We start from the raw sequence: 15,226 nt of genomic DNA on the forward strand, positions 1-15,226 counted from the left end.
AATTTGTCAGTATCAGGTCGCAGACAGGCGATGGCACCCCGATATCCCCAAACTTTCATGTTCGGGCTCCTGGATACCCCTAAATTTTCATGTTCAGACTCGTCTTTATGGGCAGGCATCGGCCGTCCCTTGTTTGATTTGCACGGTGGCCGATTTCCGGGCTGCCGTTCGCTGTCGCGCGCGCGCTCGCCTGGTGTTCGATATTCCATCAGGAGTCAGTGTGATTATTACCCGCTCGCTATCCAGGCTGTGCCTGGCGACGTTGTTGATCGGCCTCGGTACCCACGCCGTGGCCCGCGTGGGGGCTGACGGGAGTCGCGACCTGAGCGCCGAGATCCGTCGCACCACTTTTGGCGTACCGCATATTCGCGCCAGCGACGAGCGCGGGCTGGGCTACGGCATCGGCTACGCCTATGCCCAGGACAATCTGTGCCTGCTGGCCAACGAAATCGTCACGGTCAATGGCCAGCGCTCGCGTTACTTCGGCCCCGAGCAGATGACCCTCGAGCGGCGTGACAACCTCACCAGCGACCTGTTCTTCAACTGGCTCAATACGCCGGAGGCGGTAGCGGCCTTCTGGAAGGCGCAAACCCCGCAGGTCGCGCAGTTGATCGAAGGTTATGTCGCCGGCTACAACCGCCAGCTCAGCGAGCGCCAGGCCGGGGGCTTGCCGGAGCAGTGCCGGGGCGAGTGGGTACGGCCGATCACGCCGCAGGACCTGGTCAGGCTGACCCGCCGCCTGCTGATGGAAGGCGGTGCCGGGCAGTTCGCCGAAGCCCTGGCCGCCGCCACGCCACCCCAGCAGACCGCCCAGGTGGCGAGCCCGTCGTTCCAGTTGGCGGCCGAACGCCTGCAACGTTTTGCCCTGGACCGTGGCAGCAATGCGGTGGCGGTCGGCGGCGAGCGTTCGTTCAACGGTCGTGGGTTGTTGCTCGGCAACCCGCATTTCCCCTGGGTCGGCGGCCTGCGTTTCTATCAGATGCACCTGACCATTCCCGGCCAGCTTGATGTGATGGGCGCGGCCTTGCCGGGCCTGCCGATGATCAATATCGGCTTCAACCGGCACCTGGCCTGGACCCACACGGTGGACACGTCCAGGCATTTCACCCTGTATCGGTTGCAGCTCGACCCCAAGGACCCGACCCGTTACCTGCTCGATGGCCAATCCACGGCGATGGACAAGCGCCTGGTCAAGGTCGAGGTCAAGCAGGCCGATGGCAGCACCAGGACGGTTGAGCGGGTGCTCTACAGCTCGGTGTTCGGGCCGGTGGTGCAATGGCCCGGCAAGCTCGACTGGAACCGCGAGGTGGCGTTCAGCCTGCGCGATGCCAACCAGGACAACGACCGCGTATTGCAGCAGTGGTACGCGATGGATCATGCCGACAACCTCCAGGCGTTGCAGGCGTCGGTGCAGCGGATTCAGGGCATTCCGTGGGTCAATACCCTGGCGGTGGATGACCAGGGGAAGGCGCTGTATATGAACCTGTCGGTGGTGCCTTATGTGAATGCAGCCAAGCTGGCCTTGTGCGGCGACCCCCGTGGCAGCGGGCCGCTGGTGGTGCTCGACGGCTCGCGCAAGACCTGTGCCTGGGACGTGGCGGCAAATGCCGCGCAGAAAGGCATCTTCCCGGCGGACCAGTTGCCGCAACTGGAGCGTGGCGACTATCTGCAGAACTCCAACGATTCGGCCTGGATGGTCAACCCGCGGGCGCCGCTCAAGGGCTTTTCGCCGCTGGTCAGTCGTGAGGGCGAGCCCCTCGGGCCACGGGCGCGCTTTGCCCTCGAGCGCCTGGCGCGGCTGGACCGGCCCGCGGCGATCAAGGTCGCGGACTTGCAGGCGATGGTGATGGACGATCAGGTATACCTGGCCAGCCTGGTGCTACCGGACCTGCTGCGTTTCTGCGCCGGCGACCTGGGCAGCGATGCCGCGGCGTTGGCGCCGGTGTGCGCCAGCCTCAAGGACTGGGACGCCCACGCAAACCTGCAAAGCGGGCTGGGCATGGTGCATTTCCAGAACATCCTGGCGCATTTGTCCGAAGGTGAAAACTTCTGGCGGGTCAGGTTCGATCCGGCCGATCCGCAGCACACCCCGCGTGGCCTGGCTTTCGAGCAGATCAAGGTGGCCAGGGCGCTGCACGCGGCGATGCTGGCGTCGCTGGAACAGGTGAAGGCGGCGGGGCTGACGGCCGACAGTCACTGGGGCGATGTGCAGCAGGTCAGCCAGGGCGGGCAGCCGGTGCCGGTGCATGGCGGTCCGGCGACCCTGGGCATCTACAACGCGATTCAGAGTGTGCCGGGGGAGAGTGGCAAGCGCGAAGTCGTGGGTGGCACCAGCTATCTGCAGGTAGTGAGTTTTGACGACAAGGGACCCCAGGCGCTGGGGTTGCTGGCGTTTTCGTTGTCCACTGACCCGACATCGCCGCACTTCCGCGATCAGACCGACGCGTTCTCGAAGAAGCAGTGGAGTGTGTTGCCGTTCACCGAACAGCAGATCAAGGCGGATGCCGAGTACCGCGTGCAGGTGATCCGCGAACCGCAGCAGTAACCTAGAAGGCGATGGGCAACGCGGTCCCTTGTAGGAGCCAGCAAGCCGGCTCCTACAGGTTTTGCGACACGCTCAAGAGGCTGATCAGCCCTTGGGGGTATCCTGCGGGATTGCGTTGATCACTGCCTGGCCTTCCTTGTTCTGCGTCAGGTACACCGGCAGGACCTTGGGCAGGGAGGTCAGCAACCGCTGCACTTCCCCGGTGCTGTAGATCCCGCCGATACGAATCGCCCCGGTGGTCTTGTCGGCCAGCAGTGCCGGACGCTCCAGGTAGCGGTTGATCAACGGCAGGGCATCGCTCAGCATCAGGTTGTCGAGCACCAGCTTGCCGGTGCGCCAGGCCAGGTTGGCGTCTTGCGCATAGGTCTGGCTGATCTGCGGTTCATAGTCGCCGGATTTGTAGCGGGCCTGCATGCCCGGGTCCAGGCGATAGCCATCGCCGGGACGGGCGGTGTTGCTGCTGACCAGCACCGAGCCTTGCAGCAAGGTCACGCGAACCTGGTCCTGGTACATCCACACGTTGAACTTGGTTCCGGTGACTCGCACCTGACCCTCGGCGGCCTTCACCACGAAGGGATGCTCGGCGTCGTGGCGCACCTCGAAATAGGCCTCGCCCTTTTTCAAGGTCACCCGGCGCTGATCCTTGTAGTTGCTGTAGGTCAGTTGCGTTCCCAGGTTCAGTTCCACCTGGCTGCCGTCGGCCAGGGTGACCTGGCGCAACTGGTTCGAGGCCTCGAAGCTCTGGTAGGTATTGGGAATCCAGCCGAGGTTCCAGCCCAGGTAGCCGGCGACAGGAACCGCCAACAGGCTGATGGCCGCGGCCATGCCGTAGCGTTGCCAGCTAGGGCGCTTCGGTACCAGGGCCACCACCTGGGGCGCGGCGGTCGGTGGCAGTTGATCGGCCACGTCCCAGATTTCCAGCATGGCTTCGTATTCGAAGGCATGCAGCGGGTCGGCCTTGAGCCAGGCGGCGAAGGCTTCGCGCTCGGCGCCGGTGCAATCCTCTTCATGCAGCCGCATGCACCAATGCGCGGCAGCGTCGGTGATGGCGTCGTACTCGGCTTCTGAAAGGATCGGTTCGCTCATGAATTCTTCCCTGGTTTCGGCCATTCTAACCCTCGGCAGTCGCTGTCGAGAACAGCGGATAACAAACATGTCAATTTGATGGCTCGCACCGCGCGTCTTCGAAGATCCTGGAACAGGGTGTGACGTCCGGGTTCGATATTTATTTAGTTAATATCATTCAGTTCCGAGCGTGGCTTTATTCATGATGGCGGCCGGCATGACAATCGGCAGCCCATCTTCATGGAGTTCACGTCATGTCCAAGTCCATCGTTGCCGCGTTGCAAATCGGTTCCCTGCCGGGCGGCAAGGGCGACACCCTGGAGCAGATCCTCGGCTATGAGCGCGCGATCATCGAGTCCGGCGCCTGCCTGGTGGTGATGCCCGAAGCCTTGCTGGGCGGCTACCCCAAGGGCGAGACCTTCGGCACCCAGCTGGGTTATCGGCTGCCCGAGGGCCGTGAGGCCTTCGCCCGTTATCACGCCAATGCCATCGATGTACCGGGCGCCGAGACCGATGCGCTGGCGCAACTGTCCGCCCGCACCGGGGCGAGCCTGGTGCTCGGGGTCATCGAGCGTGCAGGTTCTACCTTGTATTGCACGGTATTGTTCTTCGAGCCCCAGGGCGGGTTGGTGGCCAAACACCGCAAGCTGATGCCCACCGGCACCGAGCGGCTGATCTGGGGCAAGGGCGATGGCTCGACCCTGCCGGTGGTGGAGGGCAAGGCCGGGCGGATCGGTTCGGCGGTGTGCTGGGAAAACTATATGCCGCTGTTGCGCACGGCCATGTACGCCAAGGGCGTCGAGGTCTGGTGCGCGCCGACGGTGGATGAGCGGGAGATGTGGCAGGTGACGATGCGTCATATCGCCTGTGAGGGCCGCTGCTTTGTGGTTACGGCCTGCCAGGTCCAGCCTTCGCCGCAGGCGCTGGGTGTCGAGGTGGCCAACTGGCCGGCCGAACGTCCGTTGATCAACGGCGGCAGCCTGATTGTCGGGCCCATGGGCGAGGTGCTGGCCGGGCCATTGGTCGGCCAGGCCGGCCTGCTGACCGCGCAGATCGATACCGAGCAACTGGTTCGCGCCCGTTATGATTTTGACGTCACCGGCCACTATGCCCGCCCCGATGTGTTCGAGTTGCAGGTCGATGAGCGAGCCAAGCCCGGCGTGCGTTTTATCCAGGACTGATCAACGCGGCACAGGCCTGTTCACGAGACATGGCAGCAGTCGTTCGGTGCTGAGTTCAGGGGTGTCCACAGGGGGTTCGGCTTACTTGTCGAGCGGAACAATACTTTGACACTCTGGGTGTTCATTGTCGTTATATTGACGGTCGGCCACTATTACCTACACTTGAGTATCACCTGCTACAGCATTTTTCGCAGTCCGTTGGTTTTTCTACGTTAAGGAGAAGACAAATGGCACGCTCGAAAAAGTGGTGGTGGGGTTTACCGTTACTCGCTTTGCTGTGGTTGGCCGCTCTTTGGATAACAACGCCTGAAGTCGAACAGGATTTGCAGACCCGCGTGGGGAGTGCGATTGATAGTGCTCCCGTTGCTGTCGCCGGACGTGACGTGACCCTGCCCAATGCAACATCAAAAACCCGTGACACAGCCGGTCAAACCTATGGTGTCAGACAGGTGATCGGCACCCTGGGCGACGAGCCCGTGACACCGCCCGATAGCGATATCGGCAGCCCTCCCGAAGTTGTCCCTCCCGCGCCGGCCGCACCGACGACCGGCGTTGTCGAGGAGCCCCAGGCCAATGCACAGAACTCAACCGGTGTTATTGATGCCAAGGCTTGCGAACAACAGTTCGACGCAGCCCTGAATCAATACAAAGTGCTGTTCGATACCGCCCAGGACATCTTGTCACCGGCTTCGCAAACGGCGCTGGATGCGTTGGTGACCACGGCCAAACAGTGTCCCGACGAGCAGTTCGAAGTGGATGGCTACACCGACAACACCGGCAATGCTGCCTTCAACCTGGGACTTTCCAAGCGCCGGGCCGAAGCCGTGGTCACTTATCTGGCCAAACATGGCGTCACTGCGCAACACCTGAAAGCCGCGGGATTTGGCGAGGCTGATCCGGTGGCGTCGAACGATACGCCGCAGGGCCAGGCACAAAATCGTCGGATAGAAATAAAGGTATCGGATGACAACGCTGTCACAGCCCCGACTGACGCTAAATAACCAGGAGCAACCATCATGAGTTATTTATTTGAACAGTATTGGGGCTGGATGCTGATAGCCGGGATCCTGGGTTTGCTGGTGGGCTGGATCGTCAGTGAGACCGAGCGTCATGCCCGCTGGGTCGCCGGTTGGTTGCATGGGGCGTTATGGATCTTTGCCGTCGGTGTGGTGATCGCCGTGCTCAAGTTGTTACCGGGGCGTGCCGGCTTGTGGCTGGAAAGTGCCTTGCTGTTGTTTGCGGCTTACCTGGTCGGTTGCTGGTTCAGTGCCTGGGTTCACACCCTGCTGGCGGCCGATGCCGCCACCAGCACCACCGCTCCACAGCCTGGAACCCGGGCGGCGGCAATCGATGCCGCCGGGGTGGGCAGTCGTCCGCTGGTCATGGAAAAACCCACCGGCGCCCTCGATAACCTGAAGCTGATTTCAGGGGTGGGTCATAAAAATGAAGCCGTGCTGCATGAGCTGGGTATTTACCGGTTTTCCCAGATTGCCCAATGGACGGAGCCGCAGGTGCACTGGATAGAGCATTACTTCAGCTTTCCAGGGCGGGTCGAGCGCGAGGACTGGCGAGGCCAGGCACGGATACTGGCGCAAGGTATCGAGACCGAGTTTGCCAAGCGGGTGAGAAGAGGCGAGGTCGATACGTCTGAAGATTGATGCCCCTATGCCGTTGGGTGCGATCTCAGGCCTGGTCTAAATTTGTGGCGAGCGGGCTTGCCCGCGTTGGGACGCGAAGCGGCCCTAAAACCAGAGAGCTCGGTCCATCAGGTAGGCTGAGATAGCCGGTTTTGCGACTGCTTCGCAGCGAGCGCCCCGCTCGCCACAAGATCGCGCTCGCCTCAAAAATCGTGCATCGGGCCTTGCCCCGCAACGCCTCCGCGCTGACTTCATCCAGGCCGCCGCGCTCCTGACAATTCCTGACAGGGGGCTCTGCTAAGCTGCGGCCCTTGATCCGGCCAGAGGTCGTCCACCGTGTCCCGCACTTCGCGTTTACTCACCTTGCTCCAGGTATTGCGTGCCAAAAGCCGTCCGACCACCGCTGCGGCGCTGGCCTGCGAGCTGGAGATTTCCGAGCGTACGGTCTATCGCGATATCGCCGAACTCACCGCCCTCGGCGCGCCGATCCAGGGTGAGGCGGGTGTCGGCTACATCCTGCGTAGTGGCTTGTTCCTGCCGCCGCTGATGCTCAATGCCGATGAAACCGAGGCCATTGTCCTTGGCCTGCAATATGTCGATCAGCGTGGCGACGAGGTGCTGAGCAAGGCCGCTTCCGATGCCCTGGCCAAGATCGCCGCGGTGCTGGCGCCGGCCGCCCAGGAGGCCCTGCGCAATCCGACCCTGCTGCCGGGGCCGCGTGGGTATGGCTACCCGGACAATGCCGTGCCGTTGAATGTGTTTCGCCAGGCCATTCGCGACCAGGCCAAGCTGCATATCGATTACGCCGATGTGCACCAGGTGCCCAGCCAGCGGCTGATCTGGCCCCTGGCCCTGGGTTTCATGAACGAGGCGCGGGTGGTGGTCGCCTGGTGTGAGTTGCGCCAGGCCTTCCGGACCTTTCGCACCGACCGTATCGCCGCGGCCCGGGAGCAGGGCGAGCGTTATCCGGGCCGGCGCAGCGACCTGCTGAGGCAATGGCGCAAGCTGTTCGACCAGGACGAACACGAGCGCTTCACTCCTGACAAGAATTGACGGAGCGCTGTTCTAGGATGGCTCCACCTTCTACCAGCAAGGAGCTGTGAACAGCATGACCACTCAAACTTCGGTGCTCGCCCCGGCCATCGAGGCCTATATCAGCGCCGCCAATGCCCGCGACAGTTCGACGGTGGCGAGTTTCTTCGCCGAAGACGCGAATGTCTTCGATGAAGGCCATCATCGGGTCGGCACCCTCGCCATCGCCCAGTGGATGGATGAAACCGCGCGTAAATACCAGCCACGGGTCGAAGTCCTCGACGTGGCGCAACGCACCGGCAAAGTGCTGGTCAAGCAACTGGTCTCGGGGACGTTCCCTGGCGGCTCGGTGGAGTTGCGCTACGTGTTCCGGCTCAACGAGCAGGGCAAGATCGCCCGGTTGGATATTTCCCTCTAGGACAAGCTGGCATACTGCGAGCCCCGGTTGCGAGCCTGCACGACGCCATGACTGTCGATTCTCCCCTGAGTGCCTACCGCGCGGCCGTCGAGCAGCGCGGCTTTCTCCATGACCCGGCCCAATGGCAGGCGGTGCAGGCCTTGCAGCGCTGCCACGAGGCGTTGCACCGGGGCCAGGTTCCGCAGGGCGTTTACCTCTGGGGGCCGGTCGGGCGTGGCAAGACCTGGCTGATGGATCAATTCCACCAGACCTTGCGCGTGCCGTCGCGACGCCAGCATTTCCATCACTTCATGGGCTGGGTGCACCAGCGCTCGTTCCAGCTCAGCGGCATCGCCGACCCGCTGCGGGCCCTGGCCCGTGAGCTGGCCGCAGAGGTCCGGGTGCTGTGTTTCGATGAGCTGTTCGTCAACGATATCGGCGATGCGATCATCCTCGGCCGGCTGTTCCAGGTGATGTTCGACGAGGGCGTGGTGATCGTTGCCACTTCCAACCAGCCACCGCGGCAGCTCTATGCCGATGGCTTCAATCGCGAGCGGTTCCTGCCGGCGATTGCCGCCATCGAGCAGCATATGGAGGTGGTGGATGTCGATGGCGGCGAGGATCATCGTCTGCATCCGGGGACCGGCGTCCAGCGTTACTGGGTCGAGCCCGAGGAGCAATCGGCGGCGTTGGCCGAGGCGTTCAAGGCGCTGACGGCCGGGCAGCCGCTGTCCGCCGAACCGGTCGCCATGGGCTATCGGACCCTGGCGGTGGTGCAGGCTTCACCGACGGTGCTCTGGTGCCGCTATGCCGAGCTGTGCGAGCAGCCCCTGGCGGCCATGGACTTCATGGCGCTGTGTGATCGTTACACGGCGATTTTCCTCAGCGAGGTGCCGAACCTCAGTGCCCGCCAGCGTTCCGGACGGATCGCCCGTGGCACCGAAGACGCGGCGCAGCGTGTCGATGCCGGGGACCGCGAATTGCCGCAGTTGTCGGTCCACGACGATAGCGTGCGGCGCTTTATCGCCCTGGTGGACGAGTGCTACGACCGCAAGGTGCCGCTGTATATAGCCGCCCAGGTGCCGCTGGATGAGCTGTACACCGAAGGCTACCTGGCGTTCCCGTTCCGTCGCACCCTCAGTCGTTTGCGCGAGATGCAATTGCAGCGTTTCGGCCAGGCATCTGCCGGTCCTGAATAAGGCTGCCGGTGCGCCTTGATGTAAATCAAGCCTGTGCGGCCGGCGCGCGCCATCATGCATGCAATGTCCCGATCTCCCGATGATGGCGAGATTTGCCCGGTGCTCGTCAACCAGTGCCGCTGTGGGCCGGGACCCTGTTGCTCCAGAGGTGCGCCATGTCCGACTACCACCGTATTCTGCTGCTGGCTCCCGCCGAGATGAACCGCAGCCCCGCCTTCGAGCGGGCTACCGAGCTGGCCCTGTCCACGGGGGCCGCCTTGTATATCCTGGCCTTCGCCTATGTCCCGAGTCTTGACGGGGTCACGCTGTTCGATCAGAAAGCCATGACCCAGGCCCGCGAGGGCTATCTGGACCTGCATCGCCGCTGGCTGCACCAGGAGGCGGATCGTCTGCGTGGTCGGGGCCTGGATGTGAGCTGCAATATTTTCTGGCAGCATCATCCGTTGCAACTCATTCTCGAGTACGTCCGCGACCTGGAGATCGACCTGCTGATCAAGGATGTCCACCTGGAGTCGGGGCTCAAGCGACTGTTCGCCACACCGCTGGACTGGCAGTTGTTGCGCGATTGCCCGGTGCCCGTGCATCTGGTGGCCGGCGAGACCCGGCCGTTGCCGCGCCATGTCCTGGTAGCGGTGGACCTGGGCGGGGAAAAGTCCGAGGAGCGCTTCAACGACACACTGGTCCGGGCGGGGCAGGCGTTTGCCCGGCAATGCGCGGCGACGTTCAGCCTGGTGCATGTGCATGACAAGTCCCGTTCCTATATCCACGAAATGGGCTGGGGCACCTTGCCGATGGCCGAAGGCCTGGAAATGGCCAGCCGTGCCGATGAGCAACAGGGGTTCAAGGCCCTGGCGGAGCGCAACGGGGTCGCGAAGACCCAGCGGCATTTTCTCACAGGGTCGGTTATCGACGCCCTTGGCGCTTTCGTCGAGCACAACGCGGTGGATGTCATGGTGATGGGCACCCGCCATTCCCACGGCCTGGACAGCATCCTCGGCAGTACGGCGGAAAATGTCCTGTATCGCAGTACCTGCAGCCTCCTGACCCTGAGCCCGGAGTGCACGGCCTGAACAGGCGTCTGGCGCGGATCGGTCCGCGCCAGGGGGGGCGATCAGGATTGCAGCGACAACCGATGAATAACCTGGGTTGCATCGTCGGGATCGCGTTCGCGGCTGAAGTGCAGGGCGTCGGCCAACGCCCGCATGTGGGTGTTGGAAGCACTGTCGATGGAGTACATTCGCTTGAAGTGATTCAGGCGTGCCGTGGCGATCAGGTGGTTCATCAAGCGTGTGCCCAGGCCGCGCTGTTGCCAGTCATCGGCAACGGTAATGGCGCACTCGCATTCGTGTTCGACGCCCGAGGCCGCATAGCGGCTGATTCCGACTTCCAGCAACAGGCCATTGTCATGGGCCAGGGCCACGTAGGCGACGCGGTTGTGCGCGTCGACATCCATCAGTTGATCCATCAAGCTGGTACCGGGCTCAACGATTTCTCCCAGAAAACGCTGATGGCGCGATTCCGGGGACAGCCGCAGGATAAAAGCTTTTTCCCGCTCCCGGTCCTCGGCGCGCAGGGGCCTGATCAGGACCGGAGTACCGTCCTGCAGGGTTTCGATCCAGTGTTCGCCTGTCACGGAGGGAAAGCCGGGCGGGGACAGGGTGGGGCTATTGAGGTCGGGCATGATCAGAACTCCTCGAACAGGTACGGTCGTAGGCCGGTATCGGTGTTCTTTTTCTACGCCACGGCGGGTGTTCGCGTTTGATTCAAGTCAAGCCCGGGCACAACGGCCTGGCTACAGCGGTTTGGCCTGCTGGCTGCAACCGGCGATCAGCGCCTTCAAGCCTCCCACGTCAAGGATCCGCACCTCCCGTGCATGGACCTCCAGCAGGCCCAGCTCCCGCAGCCGGGCGATCCCGCGGCTGATGGTTTCCAGGCGCAGGCCCAGGTAGGAGCCGATTTCTTCACGGCGCATTCTCAGGACGAAGCTGAAGGGCGAGTAACCGCGCAAGGACAAGCGTTGCGAGAGGTTGAGAAAAAACGCCGCGAGACGCTCATCCGAATTCATATTGCCCATCATCAGCAGCAGGCTGTGGTCCCTGACGATTTCCCGGCTCATCAGTTTGTTCAGGTTGTGCTGCAGGGAGGGCAGGTCCCGGGACAAGCGTTCCAACTGCGAGAAATGGATCGGGCAGACTTCGCTGTCCTCCAGCGCCACGGCATTGCAGGCGTGGCGGTCCTCGCTGATGGCATCCATGCCGAGCATTTCCCCGGTCATCTGAAAGCCGGTGACCTGCTCGCGGCCATCTTCCGAGGTCAGGGTGGTCTTGAAAAAGCCCAGGCGTACCGCGTACAGGGCATGCAGGGGATCGCCCTGGCGGTAGAGGGTGTTGCCTTTCTTGATCCTGACACGCTGGACGATCAGGTCGTCCAGGCGTTTGACTTCGGAATCGTTCAAGCCCAGGGGCAGACACAGCTCCAGCACGCTGCAATTGGCACAGGCTGACTTCAGGCTCGCGGGTTTGAGCTTGAGGTCGTCGCAATCGTTCATGGGGATTCCTCTGTATCGGAAAAGGAGAGGTCCACCTCGGGCAAGCACACCGATACAGCAGGGCCAGTCGGACCAGCCTAGCAGGTACGGAGGGCGGCTTGAGATAAATCAGGCCACGGCCTTGTTTCGTCCCGCCCTGGGCGGCGGTTTGATACAGATCAAGCCGAGGCCGCGCGGGGCGAGTGCGCTGACTACCGGGCGAGCAGGCAAGCCGTCGGCACTTGATGTAAATCAAGGCCCGGTCGGCTGGGCGTCGCAGAATCGAGGATGACCGACTCTCTTCGGGCGGACACTTTCAATCCTTGTCTTGTGAAGGCACCGCCCGCTATCCGGAGCGCCGAACGTCCTGCCCTTGGAGGTGTGTCATGAGTCAATACCAGCGTCTGCTGCTGATCACCGATCAGCATCTGCCCCATTCTCCGGCGGCCAGGCGGGCCGCCGCCCTCGCCGCGGCCAGCGGTGCGGCGTTGCATATCACCGCCCTGGTCGAGCCGCCGCCGCGCACTCATCTGATCGAGTCGAACCTGGATGAACAGGCCCGGCTCGCCTATATGGAAACATACCGGACCTGGCTGGAGGGGGTGACCGCGAGCTTGCGCGACAGTGGCCTGCAACTGACCACCGAAGCGCTCTGGACCACCCATCCCTTGCGCGACATCCTGATCCACGCCCGCGAGATAAAACCCGATCTGCTGATCAAGGATGTGTACCTGGAGCCGCTGCTCAAGCGGGTCTTCACCACGCCGCTGGATTGGCAACTGTTGCAGGAAAGTCCGGTGCCGGTGCACCTGGTCAACCAGATCGCCTCGGCGTTGCCCCGGCGGGTGCTGGCAGCCGTCGATACCTCCACGGGGGAGGCGGGTATCAGCGAGTTCAACCGCAAGATCATCCGTCAGGCCGAGTCCCTGGCGCTGCAATGCGATGCCGAGCTGCATGTGCTGTATGCCTACGACCTGGCTCCGGCGCTCATGGCCGATCCCTGTGTCACGCTGGTCTGGGTCGAGGAGCTGCGTGTCGCCTTGCTCGAACCTTTCGCCAGGCTCGCGGACGACTATGGCGTGCCGGCCGAGCGCCGGCATTTCCTGATGGGCTCGCCGGTGGGGGTGATCACCGACTTTGTCCGTGACCAGGCAATCGATGTGGTGGTCATGGGCTCGGTCCAGCCCAAGGGGCTGGGCAAGCTGATCGGCGATACCACCGAGCGGACCTTGCTGATTCCCGAATGCAGTGTGTTGACGGTCAAGCCCGACTGAGTCGCGGCTTGCCCTGTGGCGTCAATCGAAAAGCCCCTTGCCGGTGACCGGCAAGGGGCTTTTTCATGACGCCACGCCAAGGTGTGTCAGAGGCTCAACAGGCCCTGCCAGAGCATCCAGGCGGCCACTGCGGCGGCCAGCCAGATCAGCACCAGCAGGCCTTTGGCGAAACCATTGAGCGGTTTGCGCTGAGGGGTGACCAGGTAGATCAGCGAGCCGGGGGCGTAGAGCAGGGCACTGAGCAGCAGGTACTTGGGACCGGCCGCGTACAACAGCCAGAAACAGTAGACGCTGGCCACGAGGGCGATGGCCAGGTCGCGCAATCTCAGGCCGCCGTGCCCGTCCTGGTCACGTGCCTGCCAGCTGACCTTGAGTGCATAGAGGCCGCTGAACAGGTAGGGCAGCAGGATCATCGAGGTGGCCAGGGAGATCAGCGCCAGGTAGGTGGCGTTCGAATACAGCGTGAGGATCAGGAACAGCTGAATGCAACCGTTGGTGACCCACAGGGCATTGGCCGGCACGCCATGGCTGTTTTCCCTGGCCAGGAGCGCAGGCATCACACTGGCCCTGGCCGGACTGAACAAGGATTCGGCCGAGAGCAGGGTCCAGGCCAGCAGGGCGCCGCCCACGGAAACCATCAGGCCCAGGCTGATCATCATGGCGCCCCAGGGACCGGCAATGGCTTGCAGCACGCCGGCGGTCGAAGGGTTTTTCATGGCCGCCAGCTCGGGCTGGCCAAGGATGCCCAGCGACAGCAGTGAGACCGAAATCAGCAGCAACAGGGTAATGACAAAACCAATGATGGTGGCCCGGCCGACGTTGACCCGCTCCGCCGCCCGGGCGGAATAGACATTGGCGCCCTCGATGCCGATAAAGACCCAGACGGTCACCAGCATGGTGCTCTTGACCTGGTCGAGGATCGAGCCCAGGGCCGGTGCGCCCCACAAACCGCTGACAAAGGTCTCGCGATGAAAGGCGGCGGCGGCGAAACCGATAAACACCAGGACCGGAACGATCTTGGCCACCGTGGTGATGGCATTGGCCCGTGCCGCGGTGCGTACGCCCCGCAGGATCATGAAGTGCATGGCCCAGAGCAGCAGCGACGCGGCAATGATTGCCACCTTGTTGTTGCCCTCGCCGAAGGCCGGGAAAAAATAGCTGGCGGCGGCGAACAGGATGACCAGGTAGCCGGCGTTGCCGATCCAGGCGCTGATCCAGTAGCCCCAGGCCGAGTTGAAACCGACAAAGTCGCCACCCAGGGCCCTGGCGTAGGCGAAGACGCCGTTGTCCAGTTCCGGTTTGCGGTTGGAGAGCATCTGGTAGACCAGGGCCAGGGACAACATGCCGACCCCGGTGACCAGCCAGCCGATCAGGATCGCGCCGGCACCGGCACCCGCCGCCATGTTTTGCGGCAGGCTGTAGGCGCCGCTGCCGATGATCGAGCCCACCACCAGGGCGATCAGCAGGCTCAGGGACAAGCGGGCCGATTGCACGAGGGGCGCCGCTTTCAATAAGGGCGCGGTCGTGCCGGGGGATGAAGCCTGTTGCAGGGGCGTTGCCATGATGACACCTCCAGGGGGCGGGGCGTTCGTGTGCGCCGATCAGCAACGGCGACGCGCTTTGAACGCATGGTGCGAATGTCTACGCCCGGGAGCCCGGGGCTGTTGATTTTTATCAAGGCTCGGAGGGATAGGCGTTGCTGCCTCCCGCAGCCGGGGGGCGACGCATGAATTTTCTTCCTTTTCCCGCGCCGGGCGTGGTTACAATCGGGCTCCTGACACGCAAGAGCTCCCTTTAATGGTTTCGCCGAGGACTGACATGGACGTTGCAGACATACTGGTATTGCAAGCGAGCTACACCAACCCGGTACACGCCGAGGCGATTGGACTGGTGCTCAATCACTATGCCGAAGACCCGATGGGCGGCGGTCAGAGCCTGGCACCGGACATGCTGCAACAGTTGCCCGGCGAACTGGCCAAGCGGCCCCACGCCTTCAGCGTACTGGCCTTTGTCGGCGGCGAACCGGCCGGGCTGGTGAACTGCTTCGAAGGCTTTTCCACCTTTGCCTGCCGGCCCCTGGTGAACGTGCATGATGTCTCGGTGGTGAGCAAGTTTCGTGGCCTCGGGCTGAGCCAGAAGATGCTGCAGAAGGTCGAGGACATCGCCCGTCAACGTGGCTGCTGCAAGATCACCCTGGAGGTGCTGGAAGGCAACGGCGTGGCCCAGGCTTCCTACAAAAAGTTCGGTTTCAGCGGCGCGCAGCTCGATCCGGAGCACGGCCAGATGCTGTTCTGGAACAAGTACCTCTAGTCCCGCCGCAGCGCCCAGGCCCTCTGCCGGAAGAGGGCCTATCCATCTACCGCACACGG

At 63.1% G+C, this 15,226-nt stretch carries 14 protein-coding genes; 10 read left to right on the plus strand and 4 right to left on the minus strand.

Translation table 11 applies throughout. The features are described from left to right. Positions 1-220: 220 nt before the first annotated feature. Complete coding sequence (locus CWE01_RS28525) at positions 221-2,545, plus strand: acylase (protein WP_100943912.1); 2,325 nt, start codon at positions 221-223, stop codon at positions 2,543-2,545. 84 nt (positions 2,546-2,629) lie between these two features. On the opposite strand, the gene CWE01_RS28530 is transcribed toward CWE01_RS28525, so the two are convergent. Continuing rightward, complete coding sequence (locus CWE01_RS28530) at positions 2,630-3,631, minus strand: FecR family protein (RefSeq protein ID WP_100943956.1); 1,002 nt, start codon at positions 3,629-3,631, stop codon at positions 2,630-2,632. Positions 3,632-3,864: 233 nt separating this feature from the next. Between CWE01_RS28530 and CWE01_RS28535 the strand changes: the two genes are divergently transcribed. From CWE01_RS28535 to CWE01_RS28565, 7 genes are all read left to right on the plus strand, one after another. Beyond that, complete coding sequence (locus CWE01_RS28535) at positions 3,865-4,791, plus strand: carbon-nitrogen hydrolase family protein (RefSeq protein ID WP_100943913.1); 927 nt, start codon at positions 3,865-3,867, stop codon at positions 4,789-4,791. A gap of 227 nt (positions 4,792-5,018) precedes the next feature. After that, positions 5,019-5,792, plus strand: coding sequence for an OmpA family protein (locus CWE01_RS28540; protein WP_100943914.1), 774 nt, complete (start codon positions 5,019-5,021; stop codon positions 5,790-5,792). Between the two features lie 15 nt (positions 5,793-5,807). Continuing rightward, positions 5,808-6,449, plus strand: coding sequence for a hypothetical protein (locus CWE01_RS28545; RefSeq protein WP_100943915.1), 642 nt, complete (start codon positions 5,808-5,810; stop codon positions 6,447-6,449). Between the two features lie 315 nt (positions 6,450-6,764). After that, positions 6,765-7,481: a YafY family protein gene (locus CWE01_RS28550; protein ID WP_100943916.1), complete on the plus strand. Its 717-nt coding sequence runs from the start codon at positions 6,765-6,767 to the stop codon at positions 7,479-7,481. Positions 7,482-7,536: 55 nt separating this feature from the next. Continuing rightward, positions 7,537-7,878 (plus strand): nuclear transport factor 2 family protein, encoded by a 342-nt coding sequence (locus CWE01_RS28555; RefSeq protein ID WP_100943917.1) that lies wholly within the window; start codon positions 7,537-7,539, stop codon positions 7,876-7,878. Positions 7,879-7,925: 47 nt separating this feature from the next. Further along, the gene (gene zapE, locus CWE01_RS28560) at positions 7,926-9,056 is read left to right on the plus strand and encodes a cell division protein ZapE (RefSeq protein WP_100943918.1); all 1,131 of its coding nucleotides are present in this window, start codon (positions 7,926-7,928) and stop codon (positions 9,054-9,056) included. Positions 9,057-9,211: 155 nt separating this feature from the next. Further along, a complete protein-coding gene (locus CWE01_RS28565) occupies positions 9,212-10,126 on the plus strand; it encodes a universal stress protein (protein WP_100943919.1) in 915 nt (304 codons plus the stop codon). A 41-nt stretch (positions 10,127-10,167) separates the two neighbouring features. Here the strand turns inward: CWE01_RS28565 and CWE01_RS28570 are convergent, their stop codons facing one another. Both CWE01_RS28570 and fnr read right to left on the minus strand, forming a co-directional pair. Then, positions 10,168-10,737: a GNAT family N-acetyltransferase gene (locus CWE01_RS28570; protein WP_100943920.1), complete on the minus strand. Its 570-nt coding sequence runs from the start codon at positions 10,735-10,737 to the stop codon at positions 10,168-10,170. A 111-nt stretch (positions 10,738-10,848) separates the two neighbouring features. Continuing rightward, positions 10,849-11,604 (minus strand): fumarate/nitrate reduction transcriptional regulator Fnr, encoded by a 756-nt coding sequence (gene fnr / locus CWE01_RS28575; protein ID WP_100943921.1) that lies wholly within the window; start codon positions 11,602-11,604, stop codon positions 10,849-10,851. Positions 11,605-11,969: 365 nt separating this feature from the next. Here fnr and CWE01_RS28580 point away from each other — a divergent pair, with 365 nt between their 5' ends. Further along, positions 11,970-12,857, plus strand: coding sequence for a universal stress protein (locus CWE01_RS28580; protein ID WP_100943922.1), 888 nt, complete (start codon positions 11,970-11,972; stop codon positions 12,855-12,857). Positions 12,858-12,943: 86 nt separating this feature from the next. On the opposite strand, the gene CWE01_RS28585 is transcribed toward CWE01_RS28580, so the two are convergent. Next, entirely contained in the window at positions 12,944-14,419 is a 1,476-nt protein-coding gene (locus CWE01_RS28585; RefSeq protein ID WP_100943923.1) for a basic amino acid/polyamine antiporter, read from the minus strand. Positions 14,420-14,675: 256 nt separating this feature from the next. Between CWE01_RS28585 and CWE01_RS28590 the strand changes: the two genes are divergently transcribed. After that, the gene (locus CWE01_RS28590) at positions 14,676-15,167 is read left to right on the plus strand and encodes a GNAT family N-acetyltransferase (protein ID WP_100943924.1); all 492 of its coding nucleotides are present in this window, start codon (positions 14,676-14,678) and stop codon (positions 15,165-15,167) included. Positions 15,168-15,226: the final 59 nt, after the last annotated feature.

It is taken from the genome of Pseudomonas sp. QS1027, from assembly GCF_002814235.1.
GTDB lineage: Bacteria > Pseudomonadota > Gammaproteobacteria > Pseudomonadales > Pseudomonadaceae > Aquipseudomonas.